Genomic DNA, 21,098 nt, shown 5'->3' on the forward strand with positions numbered 1-21,098 from the left:
ATGACGAATTACTTAACCATCATCTACACCGTCATACCGCGATTCATTCGCGGTATCTCAGCCGCTAACAAGTAGCGGAATGACAACAATCCTACGTCATACCACCGCGGCGCTAACAAGAGATCCCGCTAACAAGCAGCGGGATGACGGTTGTCGTTTAGCTATAAATATTAAGAAATTTACCAAATAAAAAAAAGGCAAAAGAAGCCCCGTGGTTGGCTAATTACTTACATTATACTTTCAAGTATGGCGTTTTTTTATTCTAAACGTTTAATAACCGCGATTCAGTTGCTTTTAAGCCGCAACTAATCTAAATTATAAACATTAAGAAATTTACTAAACAGAAAAAAAGGCAAAAGAAACCCTAGGGTAGCTAATTATTCACTATCCATTTTTTAAGTTGGCGTTTTTTGATGTTTTAAATGCTTTATAAGCGTATTTCAGCTTGTATAGGTAAAAACCTAGAAATTTGATAAAGACATAGAGTGCACATAGTGCAAAAAATTAAACATGAGACGCCAGATACGTTGAGTTTTTTTGTCATTTAATCTGTACAGAGAAGATAAATAAATAGCTTCAGTTTCATGATAAGGGGACTGGCAAGGCTTGTCAAGCAAGTTTTTTGCAATATCAGGGGATAATTTCGACCATAAATCCCTATCAATAAATTTTAACAAAAATACTTTAGTGCATTTTCAAATATAAGCATTCCATCGCCATATTTTGGCACAGCAACACCTAAACGCTTGCTCTTTTCTTTTTCAAGGGGCCAATTATCTTGCTGGGTAAAAAATATTCCCCTTTCTGGATGGGGCATTAAAGCCAATACTCTCCCACTTTTATCTGATAAAGCTGCCAGATCGTATGTAGATCCGTTTGGATTGTGAGGAAATTGCAGATTAGCATAGCTACTATTATCATCTATATAACGTAATGCTGTGCAATTTTTTTCGATTAATTGATTCAAAGTATCTTGATCCATAAAAAACTTGCCTTCTCCATGAGCAATAGGGAGATATAGTTCACTCAGGCCCCGTAGCCAAACAGAATTACTCTTTGAATTAACTCTCACTCTAATCCAACGGCATTGATAATTGCCTATATCATTATGGATTAAAGCTAGATTAGAGAACTCTGGAATTAATTTTACTAATATCTGACAACCATTACATATTCCTATAATCAGCTTGTCCTGAGATAAAAACTCTTGAAACTCATCCAACAAGTTGTTTTTAATACGTAAAGCAAACGCATTACCAGCACCAGTGTCATCACCATAGGAAAAACCCCCTGGAATTGCAAGTATATTGCTTAATTTCAGTTCACCTGGATTATCTATGATATCGTTAATGTGAACGATTTTTACTTCAATATTACCAATACCAAGTTTTCTGCTGCATTCCATAAATGCAAATGCAGTTTCTTTTTCGCAATTTAAGCCATAACCAGATAGGACTGTGATTTTCATGAATTGCTAAAAATTAAAAAATTCGAATTTCCTTTTTACAAAATTTGCTACTAAATTTAACGCAAATAACACCAATAATAAAGCTATAATTGCGATAGCAGCAAGTTCAACAAATGCAATTTCAGGATTGCTTGACCATATGTATATTTGCACAGGTAGAACAGTCGCCGGATCGAAAAAGGACGTAGGTGTATCAGCAATAAATGCCACCATACCCATCATAAGTAAAGGAGAAGATTCACCTAAAATCCTTGCAATTGCAAGCACAGTACCATGTATTATTCTTGGTAACGCAATCGGTAAAGAGTGATCTAATATCACCTTGATGTGAGGTGCACCGAGCGCAAACGCTGCATCTTTTATCGTAATAGGAACATTCGCAAAGGCATTTTTTGTTGCAATTATAATATTAGGTAACATCATAAATGAAAGAGTCATTCCACCAACAAGTGGTGAAGAGCGTGGTAGCCCAAATATGCCAAGATAGAGAGTTAAGCCCACTACACCAAATATTATTGAAGGCACTGCAGCAAGATTATTTATGCTAATTTCTACAATATTAGTCATTAGCCTATTTTTAGGCATAAATTCGTAAAGACAGATGCCCGACATAATTCCTATTGGTAATGCTAATGCTAGGCACACTATAATTGTCATTAATGAACCGATAAACGCTCCTAAAATCCCTGCATTTTCAGGTTCACGAGAGTCAGATTTAAGGAATAAAGACTTATTAAAAAATTTTTTCACTCTCCTCTTTTCTTTTAGCCAATCAAGTAATTTAGCATAACGATCATTCAAATATTTATCTTTATTTATTGAATTAATTATACTTGACGCGGTAAACCAGATCTCATATTCACCACTATCTTTTACTTTCTTACGAAAAAATTTCTCTAGTTCTTTGTAAGAATTACGACTTAAAATTTCGTCACCGTCTTTAAAATCAGTTCCTCCAAACACCTTACGTAAAGAATCGTTGAGTAAGCCAATGGACTTATACCGCAAATCACTAGGATTACTCGCCAAAGCAAGATCAGCATTTATTTCAACTGGCAATAAAATTTTCGTTACTGTTAAGGCACTGTAAGAGTTAACTAATATACTCAACAATATACACACAGGACAGCCAAGTGAGATAACTAGTGCCGTGAAAGAACAAAAGCGTAGCGCTCTGTTCTTTTTATTTTTCCTTTTTATACGAGCATGTACACGCCTTGACTGAAGTAATTTAAGGAATTTTTTCTTTATACTCATTTACTTTTCTTTACACGAGGATTTGAAAAAACTTTCCCCTTTTTTGTCATGCAAGTAGCTGACACTGGGATCCAGCAGGCTTTGCCTGCAAATAATTTTTACATTTTCCATGAAAGCACAAACCAAAAGGAGAATAATGAATGCTGGATCCCAGTGTCGGAGCACTGGGATGACACCACAGCGGGAGGCAAACACAATGTTCGTACAGTTGTGTGTCACGCACTGGGATGACAAGAGAGAGTTCTGAGATGACACAATTGACATCACTCCCTATTGTATCTACTTAGATTTCTTTTTAACATAAGTAGTACGCTCTTTGATCCTTGCAGCTTTTCCAAATAGTTTGCACAGATAATACAGTTTTGCTCTACGAACCTTTCCTTTTCTTGTCACTTGCACTGAAACCAGTGCAGGAGAATAAACAAAAAACTGAGACACTATACTTTCTCCATGGCTCACTTTTCTGACTGCAAAAGAAGAATGTAACCCGCGGTTCCTTTTTGATATACATACACCTTCAAATATCTGTATACGTTCACTTGTACCGTCAACTACTTTAAAAGTGACCTTCAAATCATCGCCAGGACGAAATTCTGGTATTTCTTTAGCTAACACTTGCATTTGCTGTTCGTTAAATTTTTTAAGTAAATTTGTCATTTATCTCTCCATTCAATAATTCAGGCCTACGCTTTTTTGTTATAACATGAGACTGCTTCTGCCTCCAATCACTTATTTTTTTGTGATTGCCAGATAACAAAACCTCAGGTACTTTATATCCCTTCCACTGCTCAGGTCTAGTATATTGAGGATATTCAAGTACACCACCACCATAATTAAAACTTTCTTCAGTAATACTATCGGTATTATTTACTACACCTGGAAGAAGTCTAATGCATGCATCAAGAACCACCATTGCAGCTGGCTCACCTCCTGAAAGTATATAATCTCCAATACTTAACTCATAAGGAGTATACGCATCAATTATCCTTTGGTCAATACCTTCAAATCGACCACACAATATTGTTATATGAGGAAACTCTAATAATTCTCTGGCAATATTCTGATTAAACTTAGTTCCAGATGGAGTCATGTAAATAAACTTAGTGTTTTTATGAACAGAGAGCATACTATCTACTGCATCACCAACTACATCAGAACGCATAACCATTCCTGCTCCACCTCCATATGGAACATCATCCACAGTTGAATGTTTATCTTTCGCAAAAGAACGAATATTTATTACTTCAAGGTTCCATATTTTTTTTTCTAACGCTTTTCCGGCAAGAGAATAGTTCAAAAACCCCGGGAACATTTCTGGGAATATGGTTAATATTGTAACATTGAATGCCATTAAGGTTTATTTTAAGTTATTTGGGGCTATACTCTAAGAATAGTAAATTGATATAATATATAGTTAAATTAAACATGTCACTGAATAAAACGATATACGAAGGTAAAGCGAAAGCCATTATTGAAACTGAAGACTTATCAATTGTCATACAGCACTTTAAAGATGATGTTACAGCATTCAATAAGGAAAAATATGAAATAATCGATGGTAAAGGAATAATTAATAATCATATTAGTGCTTTTATCATGGAAAAGCTTGAGAAAGCAGAAATTAGCACACACTTTATAAAAACTCTAAACGAAAGAGAACAGCTAGTCAAAAAACTCAAGATAATACCTCTTGAGGTAGTAGTTAGAAATGTCGCAGCTGGCAGCTTTTGCAAACGTTTTAATATCAAAGAAGGTGAGAGGCTTGCATCTCCTATAATCGATTTTTTTTACAAAAATGATGACCTAGCCGACCCAATGGTAAGTGAAAATCACATACTGTATTTTGATTGGCTATCTAGCAAAGAAATGGATGAAGTTAAAACTACAACTTTAAAAATCAACGAAATATTAGTTCACCTATTTTCAAATGCAAGTATATATTTAGTTGATCTCAAGTTAGAATTTGGCAGATTAATAAATGACAGTACTAAAATCGTTTTAGCTGATGAAATTAGCCCTGATAACTGCAGATTATGGGATAAAAATACTTATAAAAAGCTAGATAAAGATGTCTTTCGTTTGAATTTAGGAGATTTAAAGGAAGCATACCTAGAAGTTGCAAAAAGACTGTCAGTAAAGTTAGGTTAACTAAATACTACTCTATCAAGTGGAGGGTTACATGCCTCATCAAGTTTTCCAATAATTTCAATTTTTTCTCCACGTTTTTGGAAATGATTTTTCACGTTTTGCATATTCTCAGAACTTACGATCAATACCATACCAATACCACAATTAAATGTTTTTAGCATTTCTTTCTTCTCTATTTTACCCTCCTTTGTTAGCCATAAAAATATATCTGGCCATTTCCAGGAATTAATGTCTATGTTTGCAAATAAGTTTTTTGGAAGAATTCGCGGAATATTGTCTACCAAACCACCACCCGTGATGTGCGCAATACCTTTTACTTGTGACATGATAGGCAGCAAAGAATCAACATATATTTTTGTTGGTTCAAGTAGTATTTCACTCCAAGATTTATTATTCCATAGAGATGTATCGTTATAATTTATACCTAAGCTTTTGAAAACATGGCGCACTAAAGAAAACCCATTTGAGTGAATTCCACTTGACTCTAAGCCAACTATATAATCACCTGCTTTCATCATACTACAGTTTGGAAGAATTTGCTTTCGATCAACTACACCAACCACAAACCCTGCAAGGTCATAGTGATTATTACCATACATTCCAGGCATTTCTGCAGTTTCCCCACCAACCAATGCTATTTTAGCTTGCTTGCACCCCTCTGCAATGCCCTTAACCACAGATAATAAAACATCTTTGGTCAAAACGCCTGTTGCAAAGTAATCAAGGAAAAACAAAGGCGTTGCTCCTTGTGCAAGTAAGTCATTTACACACATTGCAACTAAATCTATACCTATAGTATCATGTTTATTCACTTCTTGAGCTATCAACAGTTTCGTACCTACTCCATCAGTTGAGGAAACGAGTACTGGATGGTCATACTTCTTACTTAGTGCAGCAAAATCAAATAACGCAGAAAATGAACCTATTTCGCTGATTACTTCTTCTCTAGTAGTTTCTTGAGCAATAGGCTTGACTTCTTTTATTAACTTATTATATAGTTCAATATCTATTCCTGATCTGGTATAAGCATTCATAATCCTTTTATAAATTTTAAAATTGTTAATACTATATTAATGCCTTGATATAAAAAGTGCAACGAAACTTTCTCTTAATTGACTATTATATACTTACCAATATAGGGTAACTTAAATCATTTATAATTATCCAATGAACGAAAATACCAAAAACATACTGTTAATAACGGAACTGCTATCAGGACGGCTGCTTCATGACTTTGCTAACTCTATGAATGGAATAACGTTTGGCGTAGAAGAGCTTGAAGTAATAGATAAGAATGATGCTGATGCGCAGAAGGAAGCGTTGTTGTTTCTTAAAGAAAGCTCCGATGATTTAATATATAAACATAAAGTTATGAAGCAGGCATATTCTTCTTCAATGGATAATTATAGCTTTGATAAGACCAAATCTAATATCGAAAATTATTTATTAAAAAAAAAGTAAAGCTTACGTGGAAAATAGACGCATACTCTGCAAAAAATAAGGAAGATTTAATTGAAAAGATAAATAAGATAATTTCTAATATGGTGCTAACTATAGCCAGTGCAGTGGCGGAAGTTGAACTAGTATCTGTTTTACTGAGTCAAACAGAAGATAAAATGCTATTAACTATAAAAATTCTAAATGAACACAAACCAATAAGCAAATCATTAGTAGACAAATTAATCAAAAAAAATGACACTAATTTAAATACAAAAGATATTAATATCTATATGACCTCTTTATTATTAGAGTACTATAACACTGAAATGCATTATACTTGCGAAAATAATTTGCTGGAAATAGGTTTAACTATAACTTGAGTTGCATATTTGGTTATTACAACTTTTTCTTCGTGTCAAGGCATTCCCCGACAAGGGGTACCAAATCTAATTTTTGTAATCACTTAAGTCTAGTACTATTTTATTAATGTAGCGCTCATTTGCATCTTTGATGATAAACTTCATACCATTTTTATATTTAATGACTTCATCTACAGAAGGCACTTTACCAGCAATCGAAAGAATCAAACCACCAAGTGTAACATAGTCTTCTTCAGGGTCACGTAATTCTATTTTTAGATCCTCTTCTATATCTTTTATAAGAGCCCTTGCTGATACTTCAAACTTATTTTGAGACAATTCAGTAATGGTATATTCTGAATTTATTTCGTTTTCACTATCAATGTTTGGTATTAGTTCCTCTATAAGATCAGTCATTGAAATTAAACCATCAGTTCCACCATATTCATCCAATACGATAGCTAAGCATGATTTAGAAGAGTTCATCCTAACAAAAAGATTAGTTGTCTTCATCGAGGGTGGAACAAATATTACGCTTTGTATAATATGTTTCAGATTAAAATTTTTATCCCTATTAAAAATAACATCTTTTACATAAAAAAAGCCTATTACGTTATCAAAGTTATTTTTATAAATTGGTATTTTAGTGTGGCAAGTGTTTTTTATCTTCTTTATTATTTCACGCTCGCTTGACTCAATGTCTACTGCGCATATCTCTGTACGTGGAGTCATTATATCCATTATACCACAATCGCGGAATTTTAATAGACCATTAAATATATTAAGGTCTGGCAGATCTTTCATTAATGCCTCAGTCGCACACTTTTTCAACACAGAAGCTTTTTTGAAAAGGAAGAGAAAAATTCTATATGCTATTTTTTCTACTAAGGTTCTTTTTTTACTCAATTTATTCCCTGTAATGGCAAAAACGTTTTCAGATTAGATTTATCAAGAAAACTGTTATTAAATGTTTAATAAGCATGTGAATAATGTCAAATTAATTTGTGAATTATTTGTTGATATAAAATACCAACAATTGATCAACAACTTTTTCAACAACATATACATAGTTGTGTAACAATGCATGATGGTAAAGTATTTTCCATAAAAGAAAATTACTAACACTCTAAACACCTTACTTATACACATAAATCATAACAAAAAATCAATAATATACGAAAGTTACTCACATATTTATCCACAAGTTGAACAACGCCAATTTTTACTGAATTTTAAGTTAGTAACAAGTTATTGATAGAACTATTATTATTACTATACTTTAATATACAAAAGAATAAATAGAATAGATTGGAAAGCGGCAAAACAACAATAGCGAAAATTATTAAGAGAAATGAGCCGGGTGGAAGAGTGCCTATCTGGCTAATGCGTCAGGCTGGCAGGTCTCTTCCTGAGTACCGCAAAGCAGTAGAAAATATGAATAATTTTATGGAGATATGCTACAACACAGATTTAGTGACAGAATTGACGTTACAGCCGGTGACAAGATTTGACATGGATGCGGCGATAATTTTTTCAGACATTTTAATAATAGCTGATGTTTTGGGTTGTGACGTGAATTTCGTACGCGGTGTAGGTCCAATAATAAAACCCGTGGAAAGTCCTAAGGAATTGAAGGGTCCACAAGAAATTGAAACTAAAACCTTACCAATTCTAAACGCTATAAAAAAAGTCAGAAGCCAATTACCAAAAGAAAAATCTCTCATAGGATTTGCTGGTGGACCATGGACAGTAGCCTCATACATCATAGAAGGTGGGAGCAGCAAAACTTTTTCCAAAGTATTAAATTTTTATCCTTCGTGTTTGAAGGAAATAATTGAACGAATAACGGAAGTAACGATTATTTATCTAATTAAACAGATAGAATTTGGAGCAGATGTTATTCAGCTATTTGACAGTAATGCTGGTGCGTTATCGGAACCATTGTTTAAAGAATATGTTATCGAACCAACAAAGAGAATTATCTTGGCAATAAAGGATAGATTTTCTGATTTTCCAATAATAGGTTTTCCAAGGTCTGCTGGAAATCTTTATAAAGATTACTGCGAACAAACAGGTGTATCTGCAGTAAGTATAGATTATAATGTTCCAATAAAATGGGCGAAAGCGAATCTAAACATCCCTCTACAAGGAAACCTTGATCCTAATCTTTTAGCCTATAATAAAACGGAAGCAATCAAAGAAGCAAAACGTATAATAGATTGCTTTAGAGATTTACCCTTCATATTTAATCTCGGACATGGAGTACTCCCTGATACTCCAGTTGAAAATATTGCTGCGTTGGTAAACCTGGTAAAAAGCTACTAATACAATACACAAAATTCTAGCTTTTTTGTTGTACGGGGTTTATCATTTGAATTTAGCTTCAGTAAGATATGTCAGACCTTGCAAAAAGAATGTCCCTAATAAAACCATCACCTACGATTGCTGTAACTGATAAGGCAAATAAGTTGAAAAATGAAGGAAAAAAGATCTGTGTTTTAGCTGCAGGAGAACCGGATTTTGATACTCCAGATCATATAAAAAAAGCAGCTATTCAAGCAATAAGTGAAGGTAAGACTAAATATACTGCTGTTGATGGAACGCGTGAGCTGAAAGAAGCAATAATTAATAAGTTAAGAAAGGATAATAACCTCGAGTACACGCTTAACCAAATCTGTGTTGGTACAGGTGCTAAGCAGGTGTTATTCAATTTGTTCATGGCAACAATTAACTCTGGAGATGAAGTTATTATTCCAGCTCCTTATTGGGTTTCATATGTTGATATGGTAAGTCTTTTTGGCGGCTTGCCAGTTGTAGTAGAATGCAAACAAAATTTTAAACTGACAGCGGAATTATTGAAAAGCAGGATAACTAAAAAAACTAAATGGTTAATTCTTAACTCACCGAACAACCCTGCAGGAGCTGTGTACACATGTGATGAATTGAAAGACATAGCACAAATATTGCTTGAATATCCACATATGAATGTCGTTACAGATGATATTTATGAGCATATAATATACGACGAAAAGTTTTTTACTATCGCTCAGGTTGAGCCGAAGCTTTATGATAGAGTTTTTGTAGTCAATGGAGTATCAAAAGCCTATGCAATGACAGGCTGGAGAATAGGGTATATTGCAGGTAGAAGTGATGTGGTAAAAGCTATCTCTACGCTGCAGTCTCAAAGCACTTCTAATCCAAATTCGATAGCACAAGCAGCAGCAGCAGCAGCATTAAACGGTGATCATAGTTTTTTGAAAGAAAGAACAAGGATTTTTAAGAGTCGTAGAGATTTTATGGTGAAAGAGCTAAATTCTGCCCCGGGATTATCAGCGTCTGTTCCACAAGGTGCGTTTTATTTATTTGTCTCATGTGAAGGATTGCTCAGTAAAAGCACAAAAAGTGGTAAGATAATAAATAATGATTTAGATTTTACTGAATACTTACTGGGAGATCATTTGGTTGCTGTGGTTCCAGGAATTGCATTTGGTCTAGAAAATTTTATCAGAATTTCTTATGCAACCTCTCAGGAACAATTAGAAATTGGATGTGATAGTATTACTAAAGCGTGCCAGGAGTTAAAATGAAATAGACTATCCATAAGTTGTATATTTTGCCATACTTCGCCAAGGTTATTTTGAATGTTCTAACTTGTGTTTTTCTATGGAAGGCATTTTTATTGATTGAGCAAGTGTCTTTCTAATATTGAATTCCTCATTTTTTTCATTTTGTTGCAGTAAGTTAATGTTATTTATTTTATTTACTAAATCTTTCCCCTTTTCCAGAGTCTTTAAATCACTTTCGTTAATGTGATGTTCATTGTAAAATTCTGCAACAATTTCTTTTCTTTTCGGATAAGTATTTAAAAATTCCGACACCTGATGTTTAGCAACAGCTTGAATAAATTTCTTATTAAATCTTGAATCGTTATATAGATCTTCTAAATTTTCATCGTAGTGTTTTGCTTCATTTACAGCAAGCTTTATTATCTCTTCTATACCACTTAGAAGTTTCCTATACAATTTGTCGTATCTATTGCCTAGCACGTGTGTAGCGAATGTTTGTTCAATGTATTTTGTTATGTAATTTTGCAGCGTATTATCTATCGTGCTTATATTCATCAGCCTGCTTTAATATTATATTAACTATTTTACACATAAAAAGGTTAATATTGAATTAATAGAATACTTCTGAAGTCAAATTTTACTGAAAATTATGATATTTAAGATATAATCGTCAGCATGAAATAAAAACATAAATAAAATGGATCTTGTAACAAAAGTGAAGCTCAAGATAAAGATGAATAAGGGTAAAATCATAAATATACTTATCATTTGTGGTGTAATTTTTTTCATATACCTTATTCATGAGCCAGTTGTAGATATGGTAGAAAAAATTATAAGTAAAATAAAAGGTCTCTTTTAAAAATAGAAAAAGTGAACTTTTTCCATCATCCAAACTTGAACCTGGAAAATTTAGTTAATGCATAAACTACTTATGTTGGCTATGAGTTCAACTGTATAAAATTCCGGTAAATTAAAATAAGTATTCATAAAAATATTGTTTTCTATAAACAGAGTATCTATAATGCTAGCTTTGGGGTAAAGTATTGCAGAGGAATTTTTTAATCTGGTTGTTGGCGTCACTGTTTTATGCATACCAATATATATTACGCGTAATTCCAAATATTATAATTCCTGAATTGGTAGTAAGGTTTAATATAGGAACAACAGAAATAGGACAATTTTGTGGACTGTATTATGTAGGTTATGTGTTAGCACATATTCCTGTAGGTATTCTTTTAGATAGATTTGGTTCTAAAGTTGTTATACCGATTTGTATTGCATTAACATCTTTAGGTGCTTTACCTTTAGTCAGTTCTAATGATTGGAGTTATTCTATTATTGGAAGAATAATTACTGGTATTGGATCCTCTGCTTCAGTACTTGGACTCTTTAAAATAATAAGAATCTATTACCATAGAGAAAAATTTGCCATGATGTTCAGCATATCGGTTATTATTGGCATTTCAGGTGGTGTATTTGCCACCAAACCATTACATGTCTTACTTGATAAGTTTGGGTGGGATTATTTATTTACTGTGTGTATAATGCTTGGATTATTGCTTGCTTTAACTACCTTTATATCTATACCTAAAGTTGGCACCTCAGACGAAGAATTAAATATTAAAAATTTAAGCAAAGTTATATTTAATAAAGATATTTTATTGATAGGTTTGTTTGGCGGTTTTATGGTTGGACCATTAGAAGGCTTTGCAGATGCGTGGTCCGCAACATTCTTGCATGAGATGTACGCTATAGATAGACACATTGCATATAGCATTTCAAAATGGATACTAATAGGCTTTGGCTTTGGGCATTTATTACTTCCTTACATATTAGCAAAAAATCCAACCAAGCACTATGAAATAATAATTTCTTGTGCTATGGCCATGATAATTGTGTTCTTATTACTTTTTATATGCAATATTAGTGAACTCCTGACATGTATATTACTATTCATTATTGGTCTTGCTTCTGCATACCAAATTGTTTTTACTGCTAAAGTTGTAAGTTGTGTAAAAAACGAAGCAGTAGCAAGTGCAGGATCTGTAGGTAATTCCATAGTTATGAGTTTTGGTTATTTTTTTCACGTCATTATTGCAAATATAATGAATTTTTATTGGAACGGTGAAATTATCGATGGAAAGCCATTTTATGGAACTGATGTAATGGTTAAGTCTATGTTAATAATACCTATATGCCTACTAATAGGAATGATAGGCTTTTGGTTACTTAAAGTTATAAGCTGTAAAAAGAGCTAAGCAGATTTAGATGATTAATATAGTATTGTTTTTTATAACTAAAGTATCTATAATCCTAAATTTTAGCTGAGATTCATGTTGCAGAGGAATTTTTTAATCTGGTTGTTGACGTCACTGTTTTATGCATACCAATATATATTACGCGTAATTCCAAACATAATTGCGCCTGAATTAATAACAAAATTTAACATAAGTATTGCAGATGTTGGCCAGTTTGGTGGGTTATACTATGTAGGCTATACGCTAGCTCATATACCTATTGGTCTTTTCTTTGATAGATTTGGACCAAAGTTTGTTTTACCTGCTTGTACCGTTTTGACATTTACCGGAACACTACCGCTTATATGCTTTGATGAGTGGAGTTATTCAATAATTGGAAGAATAATTGTGGGAATTGGGTCATCCGCTTCGGCAATTGGAATCTTTAAAGTTGCAAGCATGTATTTTGCGCAAGAAAAATCAGCAAGAATGGCCAGCTTATCTATAATTATAGGAATTTTGGGAGGGATATGTGGCGGGTTACCTTTAGACTTCTTACTCGATAAATTTGGCTGGAATTATGTTATCTATACATTCTCAGCATTTGGGTGTTTACTTGCTCTGTTGCTGTTCTTAGTAACGCCTGAAAGCAATGCTCAACAGGAAAAAGTTAGCATTAGAGACTTAAAAAACATACTTTTCAACAAGCATATTATTCTAATTAGCTTTTTTGGTGGACTCATGGTCGGTCCAATGCAAGGTTTTGCGGATGGTTGGGCAAAGGCATTCTTTTTTGAAGTATATGAAATGAATGAAGACTTAGCATCTTCTCTCTCTTCCGTAATATTGATAGGAATGTTAATAGGATCATTCTCTTTGGCTTATTTATTGGAAAAGTATAAAAATAAACATTATGAAGTAATAATTGCCTGTTCATTTGCAATGATCGCCGGTTTTCTATTACTTTTTACTCAGATTGGTGGCTTGTATGTTGTATTACCTACGCTTTTTATTATTGGCTTCACATCTGGATATCAGGTGGTTACCATTTACAAAGCGATAAGTTATGTAAATAATAACTTAGTAGGCCTGGCTACAGCTGTGTCAAACATGATAGTTATGGTTTTTGGCTATTTTTTTCACACTGGGATCGCAAAAATAGTAGATTTGTGTTGGGATAGAACAATAATACAAGGAAATCCTGTGTATGGTGCTGAATTGCTGATAAAAGCAACATCAGTTATTCCTGTATGTTTGCTGGTGGCTGTTTTTGGGCTCTTATGGTTAAAAAATAAAGATTTTAGAGAAGTTGATTGTAATAAGTAGATAATTTATCGAAGGCTCGTATGATAAAATCGTTAGATGTACTAATTTAAGGCTCTTGTTATTATGAAATATAATACTTTATTTTACTTTGATATTTTTGTTTTAATTGTAATTGGGTTTTATTAGGTGGTAGGTATGTCGAAAAGTAATTTTTTTGTATGGTTGATAGTATCTCTTTTCTATGCATACCAGTATGTGTTACGTGTCATGCCAAACATAATTGCGCCTGTATTAATAACAAAATTTAATATAAGCATTGCAGATTTAGGGCAATTTAATGGTCTCTACTATGTGGGATTTACACTAGTTCATATCCCTGTTGGTCTTTGTTTTGATAGATTCGGTCCAAAAATTGTTTTACCTATTTGTGCTGTCTTGGTATCTATTGGAACATTACCTCTTGTGTGCTTTGATGATTGGTATTATTCAGTATTAGGTAGAATAATTGTTGGGATTGGCTCGTCTGCGTCAGTAATAGGAGTATTTAAAGTTGCCAGTATGTATTTTCCGCGAGAAAAATCAGCAAAAATGGCAAGCATATCTGTTATTATAGGGCTATTAGGGGCAATATATGGTGGTCTACCAATAGAACTTTTGCTTGATGAGTTTGGTTGGAATTACGTAATTTATATTCTTTCAGGGTTTGGTTTCTTACTCGCTTTATCTTTATTTTTAGTTATTCCTTACAATGCTTACGACTTTCGAAAAGAAAAAATTAGCATGAAGGATCTAAAAACTGTGCTTTTCAATAAATATATCATTCTAATTAGTTTTTTTGGTGGCTTAATGGTAGGTCCACTAGAAGGTTTTGCTGATGCTTGGACAAAAGCTTTTTTATGTGAGGTATATCAAATGGCCGGTGATCTAGCGTCTTCAATTTCTTCTGTTATATATGTAGGATTTGCAGCTGGATTGCTCTCTTTTGCTCACATATTAGAAAAATATCCAAATAGACATTATGAAGTTATTATTGTCTGTTCCTTTGCAATGATTGCTAGTTTCCTTTTACTTTTTACACAGGCTGGCGGATTGTATATTGTATTGCCTGCACTTCTTGTTATAGGTTTCGCTTCTGGATATCAAATAGTAACACTGTACAAAGCATTAAGTTATGTAAATAATAACTTAATAGGATTAACTACAGCTGTGTCAAATATGATAGTCATGGTTTTTGGCTATTTTTTTCACACTGGGATCGCAAAAATAATAGATTTGTGTTGGGATAGGACAGTGATACAAGGAAATCCTGTGTATAGTGCTGAATTGCTGATAAAAGCAACATCTATTATTCCTGTATGTTTGCTGATAGCTGTTTTTGGGCTCTTATGGTTAAAAAAGCAGGATAAGCAGTCTTAAAATTGCTTGTGCATCTTAAAATTAAAGCGAGGTTTGATCTATGATGAGTGTTTTAAAAAAAATCTGTGGCTCTAAAAATAGTTTAAAGTCTTTTGATAACGAGGTTTATCAGTCTATAGAAAAAGAATTACAACGCCAAAAATCACAATTGCAATTAATTGCATCAGAAAATTTTGCAAGCAAAGCGGTAATGGAGGCACAAGGCTCTTTTCTGACTAATAAATACGCAGAAGGTTATCCAGGTAAAAGATATTACTGTGGTTGTGAGCATGTGGACAAAATTGAAAGTCTGGCTATAGAGAGACTTTGTAAGTTGTTTGGTGTAAAATTTGCAAACGTTCAACCTCACTCTGGTTCTCAGGCGAATCAAGCAGTGTTTGCTTCACTACTTGCTCCAGGTGATACGATACTTGGATTGTCACTGAATTGCGGTGGGCATCTAACTCATGGTGCGGCACCAAGCCTTTCTGGTAAATGGTTTAAGTCAATTCAATATACAGTGAATAAAGACACTTACTTGCTGGATATGGATGAGATAGAAAAGCTGGCGCTGGAGCATAAACCGAAATTGATCATAGCTGGTGCTTCTGCTTATCCGAGAAAAATGGACTTTAAACGCTTTCGCGAAATTGCAGATAAAGTTGGTGCTTATTTGCTTGCAGACATTGCTCACTATGCAGGGCTTATTGCAGCGGGCGAATATCCATCCCCTGCTGAATATGCACATGTTATGACTTCCACGACTCACAAAACTTTGCGTGGTCCTCGTGGTGGAATAGTGATGACCAATGATGAAGCATTACACAAAAAAATTCAATCTGCAGTTTTTCCAGGACTGCAGGGCGGGCCACTTATGCATGTGATAGCTGCAAAAGCTGTTGCATTTAAAGAAGCATTAGCGCCAGAATTTAAAACTTATAGCAAGAAAGTCGTGGAAAATGCGAAAGTACTAGCTCAAGAATTGCAAAAGCATGGACTCGACATTATAACCGGTGGCACTGACTCTCATATAGTGCTAGTTGACTTAAGATCGCAGAAATTAACTGGAAAAGACGTTGTAGATAGCCTTGAGAGAGCCGGTATTACCTGTAATAAAAACTCTGTACCATTTGATACAGCAAAGCCGACCATCACTTCAGGGCTCCGTTTTGGCACCGCTGCTGAGACAACACGCGGGCTTGAGGCAGAAAATTTTAAAGAAATAGCCGGCCTAATAAATGAAGTGGTTCAGGGATTAATCAGCGAAAATAGCTCAGATGTTGAAAAAGCAGTAAAAACTAAAGTTGAAAGGATTTGTAGTAATTTTCCTATTTATTAATTTATGTGGAAGTAGCCCGCAGAAACGAAAAACTTGCTTGACAAACTCCGCCAGCGCCCTTATCATGAAACTGAAGCTATTTATTTATCTTCGCAATCTGCAGATTAAAACGACAAAGGGAACTTTGTATTTGGCGTAAATCATGCTTAATTTTTTGCACTATGTGCACCTCATGTCTTTATAAAACTTCTGGGTTTCTACCTATACAAGCCGAAACGCGCTTATAAAGCGTTTAAGACATCAAAAGACGTCAAATAGAACAAGGGAGAATTTGAATACTAGCTACCCTAGGTTTTCTTTGCCTTTTTTTCTGCTTAGTAAATTTCTTAAACATTTAAACTAAGGTGAGTTGCACTTAAAAGCAGCTAAACTGCAGTGTTTAAGACTTAAAAAACGCCAATACTGAAAATAAACAATAGACCTCTTTCGAAACTCATATAGACAGCTCAAAATTGTGAATTCCTGCTATAAAATTGAATCTCAAGCCAAAACGTTTTCTCCGATTGCGGTATCTGTCTGCAATAATTTTGAATCTTTTTAACAGACCAATTACATTCTCAACTACTACTCTTTTGCTTGCTAGCTCCCGATTTTCTACCTTTTTTTCCTTAATTAAGGGACTCTTTTTCATCCTTCTGTGTGGCAACTCGACATTTTTGTGAATTTTCTGAAAACCTCTATAGCCAGCATCGGCTAAAACTTTTATACCTTCTGATACATGCACTTTTGACTCCTTGAAAAGCCGAAAGTCATGCTTTCTCCCGTTTGAAAATGACGTACAAATAATTTTCTTGCTCTTCTTTTCTGCAATTATTTGGGTTTTTAGCGTATGTTTTTTCTTCTTTCCTGAATAAAATCTTTTCTGCTTTTTTTTGGTCTCTCTACAGGTGTTTCCGTTGCATCAATCACCAGAATCTCATATTCCACGTCGCTTTTTAGGAGTTCTTTTCGTCCTGGCAATGCGAAATCTGGGTGTTGTATTAGAGTATCCTCTACCCATTTTACAGTTTTATATGCCGTACTTTCACTTACTCCATAACTTTGACTTATGTGAAAATATGTACGGTATTCTCGTAAGTATTCTAATACCATGAGCAGCATATTCTCCTCGTTTAGCTTATTTTTCCTTCCTCCTTTGGCTTTCTTTTTTTTATTCTCTTCACATAAAATCCCTACCATTTTGTTAAATGTTGATCTCTTTACTCCTGTTAGTCGACGAAACTCCCCTTTATCGAGCTCTTTCACTATTTCATACTTCATTTCTCCTTACCTCAAAATTACTATTTTTACTACTTTATCCTAGTTTCGAAAGAAGTCTAATGACTGGGGCTTCTTCACTGCCATTAAGTTAAGGAAGGAATGGTAAAAAACGAACCAGAAGATTTGAAATAATCGAGAAGTTATGATAAATGCTGAAACAAAATAGAATAAACTTAAAAGTAGATAAACTCTAAAATGTAAATTACTTAAGAAGTAGTTGATTTAGGAGTCATTTTACAGAAGATATGACAATAAATTGCCCAGTTATTATCAGAAGATATGAGTACTGTCTTTGGTCAAAATACATGCTTCCTAGCTCTTTTTTGGTAGTTCAGTGAACGAGTATTCGTTACTTTATTACGGTCAACTTTTCTTCCTTTTCTCACCACTAGAGTGTTCATCAAAAATAACTTTGATAATCGATCCATAATGCAGTCTGTGTCTGACTCTGTAGAAAAAATATCGAAAGCCAAGTTTTTTATTGCATTAAATGAGACAGATTTATTAATGCTTTTCTCAGACTTGCCATTGGCTAGGCCTGCGTTCAATGTCTCTTCTACATCTTCTGTTGTAATACTTTCTAAGTTGCTAATAAAAATAGTTGACCAAAAATCCTGCTTAATAGTTTCAACACTTTTACCTGTAAAATTTTCTAAGCCTAATCTTCCTTTGAGTTTGGAAAAAAATGTTTCTACTCCCCAACGTAAGTAGTATAATTCCCCAAATTCTTCAGCTTTAAACTGCTGTTCGTCTAATAACGATGTAGCTAACACTTCAATCTCACCAGAATGAAGAACTATTTTGACTAATCGAAACTTTATTTTATCAGGTAATCCTAGCTTTCTTAGCTGTCTCGCTATTTTGACAGATGCAGTTGACACTACTATCATGTCAGAAGGACTTCCTGGCTTAAACATAGCATTTATTTCATTAAATGATGAGTATGGACAGCGAATTATGTAATTAATACCTCTTTGTATAAGCTCAGCAAAAAACCTATAAGAAACATACCCTCTATCACAAATCAGCAAATCGTTGGATTTTACACTATCAAGCATATCAATAGCTAAAGCAACTTCATAGCTACCGCCTCTGCCAAGTACTGATTTTATTGCGATATTGTTTAATACATCGTAACATACTTCAAAGGTTGTACTTGTGTAATCTCCAAGCTCTTTTTCGGTATAATTTCTTATTGGTCTTGAGCCAAATTCATTTATTAACTCATCATTTTTTGGTAGAATCAGTGTAGAAGCATCAAATGCAAGTACTCTGAAACCATGGTGGGTTTTAAATCCTTGATCTTGGTAGTATAGGGAAATTATGCTATCATTTAGCTCTGAAAATGCAGTGTGCTTTAGCTTTTTTCTTGCTTGAGTAAATGCACTTGCTGTGATTGTGTGATCCTTTTTTGTATGCAGGACAAACTCATTAAGCATTACTTGTAATGATTTTACACTCTTTCTGAAAATTAGAATAAATACATCAATGAAAGGCAGCTTTCTTTTTCGTGAGAAATCTTTTGGAGATGCTTTGTGGGCGTTAATAAAGTTTAAACTCATCAATTTATCTTTTATAAATTTAATTATTCTTTTTTTTACTCATATCATTATTTCTTTTAATTCAGCGATCTTACCCGATTTTATAATACATTCTAACACTTTTTCCTTAACTTAATGGCAGTGGGGGCTTCTTTTGCCTTTTTTTTCGTTTGGTAAATTTCTTAATGTTTGTAGCTAACATGAACAAACATTTGAGAGTAACTTCTGCTAGTAGGGTGTCATCCCAGTGCCCAGACACTGGGATCCAGGAATTTTATTAAGTTGGTAAGCATAAAAGTAGCCGTTTTATGTTAAAATACAACATTTTAATGATTATGAAAAGGCTGGATTCCAGCGTCACGCGCTGGAATGACATTGTAGGGTGTTATCCGAGTCCTTTTTCCGTTATCAGAGGACCGTATGACGTCATCCAAGTAGCGTGACTACTTGGATCTAAGCTGTATTACCAAATCAAATTAAGTGCAGCATCATCACTTGTTGGAGGCTCAAAATACGGTTGTGACATTTCCTCTTGCACAGCTCTTTTAAATTCTGGACTTTGTATGCTTATCTTTGTTACATGCTCTTGTAAGGCTTTCTCAGCAGCTATTTCAGCAGCTGATGGACTTGTTCCATCTGCTCCTTTAAGACCAGTATCCCCTTTCTCTCCTTTTAGCCCGGTGTCTCCTTTATCTCCTTTTGGGCCTTGAGCTCCATCTGCTCCTTTAAGACCAGTATCCCCTTTCTCTCCTTTTGGCCCGGTGTTTCCTTGATCTCCCTTTAGCCCTTTACCTCCTAAGAACACCTTTGCTGTTTGATCACTTTTGGCACCATACTTATTGTCAGTAGAGTTATCAAGGAATTCTCCTAATTTATCCACTAGAATTGATTTGTCGCCGTCTTTTGCAGGAAGTATAGCTTTCGCGAAAGCTTTTTTGTTTACTGTCTCTGTAAGGTTGGAAGCATTGATTTTAGCAAAAGCAGTATCAGCAGCAGTTTTAGTGTAAACATCTGCAGTATTAGCTTTCTTTCCTAGCTCAGTATCGACGTAATTCTTGTCAGCTTTGTTAGCTAGAGCGGCTGTGTCAGCTTTTTTTGCCAACTCATCATCTACATTTTTTTTAGTGTAAACATCTGCAGTATTAGCTTTAGCTGCTAAATTAGCTGAATTAGCTTTCTTTCTTAGCTCAGTATCGACGTAATTCTTGTCAGCTTTGTTAGTTAGAGCGGCTGTGTCAGCTTTCTTTTTCAACTCATCATCCACACCTTTTTTAGTATAAACACCATTATCATCAGCCCCTGCTTTGAGCTTTGCTAATAGAGCATTTACAAAATCATTATTGTTTATGAGTGATTCTTCTAAAGGTTCATCTAACGTCATATCACACTCTCCATTGATTATAAAAACCATAGAGTGCATAAAAATAATATAATTTCCGTAAATGCTAGATTTTGCATAAGACTTCCCTGAAACTTGTTGTTTCAGAATTCTCCTCTTGTAATCCAAGTGTGTAGCAGATGATGTCATTCCAGTCTGGAATCCAGCCTTTATTATGCAGCCACTTATTTAAAGTTAAGTTTTCTGGATCCCAGTGGGCTTTGTTGCATCGCTAGCTATGATGGATTAAAGATAAAAAAGGTGGAGAATATCAGTAGCTTATTATTCTGGTATTTATAACAAGAACGGTCAGTGAATACCTAAATTTGAGTAAAAGAAATTTCACTACCACTCACTAATCTGGCTAAAATTCAAGAATTTCAATGCTTTAGCTATTTTCAATAGAATTAAATTTATTAATATAAATAACAAATTACTATTCTT

The 21,098-nt window shown here is 34.1% G+C and carries 20 protein-coding genes; 10 read left to right on the top strand and 10 right to left on the bottom strand.

The window, feature by feature from the left end; all coding sequences use genetic code 11:
- Nucleotides 1-670 precede the first annotated feature (670 nt).
- Together DEF52_RS03055 and pstA are read right to left on the bottom strand one after the other, a co-directional pair.
- The gene (locus tag DEF52_RS03055) at nucleotides 671-1,468 is read right to left on the bottom strand and encodes a phosphoribosylformylglycinamidine synthase subunit PurQ (RefSeq protein ID WP_151807825.1); all 798 of its coding nucleotides are present in this window, start codon (nucleotides 1,466-1,468) and stop codon (nucleotides 671-673) included.
- A 6-nt stretch (nucleotides 1,469-1,474) separates the two neighbouring features.
- A complete protein-coding gene (gene pstA, locus DEF52_RS03060; protein WP_007549491.1) occupies nucleotides 1,475-2,725 on the bottom strand; it encodes a phosphate ABC transporter permease PstA in 1,251 nt (416 codons plus the stop codon).
- A 48-nt stretch (nucleotides 2,726-2,773) separates the two neighbouring features.
- On the opposite strand from pstA, the gene DEF52_RS03065 reads away from it, so the two are divergent.
- A complete protein-coding gene (locus DEF52_RS03065; protein ID WP_010962989.1) occupies nucleotides 2,774-2,956 on the top strand; it encodes a hypothetical protein in 183 nt (60 codons plus the stop codon).
- 48 nt (nucleotides 2,957-3,004) lie between these two features.
- On the opposite strand, the gene rplS is transcribed toward DEF52_RS03065, so the two are convergent.
- Together rplS and trmD are read right to left on the bottom strand one after the other, a co-directional pair.
- The gene (gene rplS, locus DEF52_RS03070; protein ID WP_006279489.1) at nucleotides 3,005-3,382 is read right to left on the bottom strand and encodes a 50S ribosomal protein L19; all 378 of its coding nucleotides are present in this window, start codon (nucleotides 3,380-3,382) and stop codon (nucleotides 3,005-3,007) included.
- On the bottom strand, nucleotides 3,366-4,076 hold the full coding sequence (gene trmD / locus DEF52_RS03075) for a tRNA (guanosine(37)-N1)-methyltransferase TrmD (protein ID WP_151807826.1): 711 nt from the start codon (nucleotides 4,074-4,076) through the stop codon (nucleotides 3,366-3,368). Before trmD ends, rplS begins: the two co-directional genes overlap by 17 nt.
- Nucleotides 4,077-4,150: 74 nt before the next feature.
- Here trmD and purC point away from each other — a divergent pair, with 74 nt between their 5' ends.
- Nucleotides 4,151-4,873 carry a phosphoribosylaminoimidazolesuccinocarboxamide synthase gene (purC, locus tag DEF52_RS03080; protein WP_010081959.1) on the top strand — a complete coding sequence of 241 codons (723 nt, stop codon included), beginning with the start codon at nucleotides 4,151-4,153 and terminating at the stop codon, nucleotides 4,871-4,873.
- On the opposite strand, the gene purM is transcribed toward purC, so the two are convergent.
- On the bottom strand, nucleotides 4,870-5,907 hold the full coding sequence (gene purM, locus DEF52_RS03085; protein WP_151807827.1) for a phosphoribosylformylglycinamidine cyclo-ligase: 1,038 nt from the start codon (nucleotides 5,905-5,907) through the stop codon (nucleotides 4,870-4,872). The genes purC and purM overlap by 4 nt on opposite strands.
- A gap of 133 nt (nucleotides 5,908-6,040) precedes the next feature.
- Between purM and DEF52_RS03090 the strand changes: the two genes are divergently transcribed.
- Nucleotides 6,041-6,334 carry a hypothetical protein gene (locus tag DEF52_RS03090; RefSeq protein WP_006280049.1) on the top strand — a complete coding sequence of 98 codons (294 nt, stop codon included), beginning with the start codon at nucleotides 6,041-6,043 and terminating at the stop codon, nucleotides 6,332-6,334.
- 14 nt (nucleotides 6,335-6,348) lie between these two features.
- A complete protein-coding gene (locus tag DEF52_RS03095; protein WP_233395610.1) occupies nucleotides 6,349-6,693 on the top strand; it encodes a hypothetical protein in 345 nt (114 codons plus the stop codon).
- Between the two features lie 66 nt (nucleotides 6,694-6,759).
- Here DEF52_RS03095 and DEF52_RS03100 read toward each other — a convergent pair whose 3' ends face one another.
- Nucleotides 6,760-7,578 carry a transporter associated domain-containing protein gene (locus DEF52_RS03100; protein WP_007549273.1) on the bottom strand — a complete coding sequence of 273 codons (819 nt, stop codon included), beginning with the start codon at nucleotides 7,576-7,578 and terminating at the stop codon, nucleotides 6,760-6,762.
- Nucleotides 7,579-7,980: 402 nt separating this feature from the next.
- On the opposite strand from DEF52_RS03100, the gene hemE reads away from it, so the two are divergent.
- Both hemE and DEF52_RS03110 read left to right on the top strand, forming a co-directional pair.
- Nucleotides 7,981-8,997 (top strand): uroporphyrinogen decarboxylase, encoded by a 1,017-nt coding sequence (hemE, locus tag DEF52_RS03105; protein ID WP_012673335.1) that lies wholly within the window; start codon nucleotides 7,981-7,983, stop codon nucleotides 8,995-8,997.
- A gap of 68 nt (nucleotides 8,998-9,065) precedes the next feature.
- Nucleotides 9,066-10,259 (top strand): pyridoxal phosphate-dependent aminotransferase, encoded by a 1,194-nt coding sequence (locus DEF52_RS03110; RefSeq protein WP_010082012.1) that lies wholly within the window; start codon nucleotides 9,066-9,068, stop codon nucleotides 10,257-10,259.
- 45 nt (nucleotides 10,260-10,304) lie between these two features.
- On the opposite strand, the gene DEF52_RS03115 is transcribed toward DEF52_RS03110, so the two are convergent.
- Nucleotides 10,305-10,793 (bottom strand): hypothetical protein, encoded by a 489-nt coding sequence (locus tag DEF52_RS03115; RefSeq protein WP_006280043.1) that lies wholly within the window; start codon nucleotides 10,791-10,793, stop codon nucleotides 10,305-10,307.
- Between the two features lie 488 nt (nucleotides 10,794-11,281).
- Between DEF52_RS03115 and DEF52_RS03120 the strand changes: the two genes are divergently transcribed.
- From DEF52_RS03120 to glyA, 4 genes are all read left to right on the top strand, one after another.
- Nucleotides 11,282-12,496 carry an MFS transporter gene (locus tag DEF52_RS03120; RefSeq protein WP_151807828.1) on the top strand — a complete coding sequence of 405 codons (1,215 nt, stop codon included), beginning with the start codon at nucleotides 11,282-11,284 and terminating at the stop codon, nucleotides 12,494-12,496.
- 75 nt (nucleotides 12,497-12,571) lie between these two features.
- A complete protein-coding gene (locus DEF52_RS03125) occupies nucleotides 12,572-13,801 on the top strand; it encodes an MFS transporter (protein ID WP_179951360.1) in 1,230 nt (409 codons plus the stop codon).
- 135 nt (nucleotides 13,802-13,936) lie between these two features.
- The gene (locus DEF52_RS03130) at nucleotides 13,937-15,157 is read left to right on the top strand and encodes an MFS transporter (protein WP_151807829.1); all 1,221 of its coding nucleotides are present in this window, start codon (nucleotides 13,937-13,939) and stop codon (nucleotides 15,155-15,157) included.
- Between the two features lie 40 nt (nucleotides 15,158-15,197).
- Nucleotides 15,198-16,475: a serine hydroxymethyltransferase gene (glyA, locus tag DEF52_RS03135; RefSeq protein ID WP_151807830.1), complete on the top strand. Its 1,278-nt coding sequence runs from the start codon at nucleotides 15,198-15,200 to the stop codon at nucleotides 16,473-16,475.
- 433 nt (nucleotides 16,476-16,908) lie between these two features.
- Here the strand turns inward: glyA and DEF52_RS03145 are convergent.
- The 3 genes from DEF52_RS03145 to DEF52_RS03155 all read right to left on the bottom strand — a co-directional run bounded on the left by DEF52_RS03145 (nucleotide 16,909) and on the right by DEF52_RS03155 (nucleotide 20,804).
- A protein-coding gene (locus DEF52_RS03145) for an IS5 family transposase (RefSeq protein WP_151807586.1) occupies nucleotides 16,909-17,735 on the bottom strand; the annotation gives its coding sequence in 2 pieces (ribosomal slippage) (nucleotides 16,909-17,348 and nucleotides 17,348-17,735; 828 coding nt in all).
- A gap of 296 nt (nucleotides 17,736-18,031) precedes the next feature.
- Nucleotides 18,032-19,297, bottom strand: a complete 1,266-nt coding sequence (locus tag DEF52_RS03150) for an IS4 family transposase (protein WP_151807607.1) — start codon at nucleotides 19,295-19,297, stop codon at nucleotides 18,032-18,034.
- Between the two features lie 442 nt (nucleotides 19,298-19,739).
- Nucleotides 19,740-20,804 carry a collagen-like triple helix repeat-containing protein gene (locus DEF52_RS03155; RefSeq protein WP_237357335.1) on the bottom strand — a complete coding sequence of 355 codons (1,065 nt, stop codon included), beginning with the start codon at nucleotides 20,802-20,804 and terminating at the stop codon, nucleotides 19,740-19,742.
- Between the last annotated feature and the right edge of the window lie 294 nt (nucleotides 20,805-21,098).

It is taken from the genome of Wolbachia endosymbiont of Nasonia oneida, from assembly GCF_009012935.1.
Classification (GTDB): Bacteria; Pseudomonadota; Alphaproteobacteria; order Rickettsiales; family Anaplasmataceae; genus Wolbachia; species Wolbachia pipientis.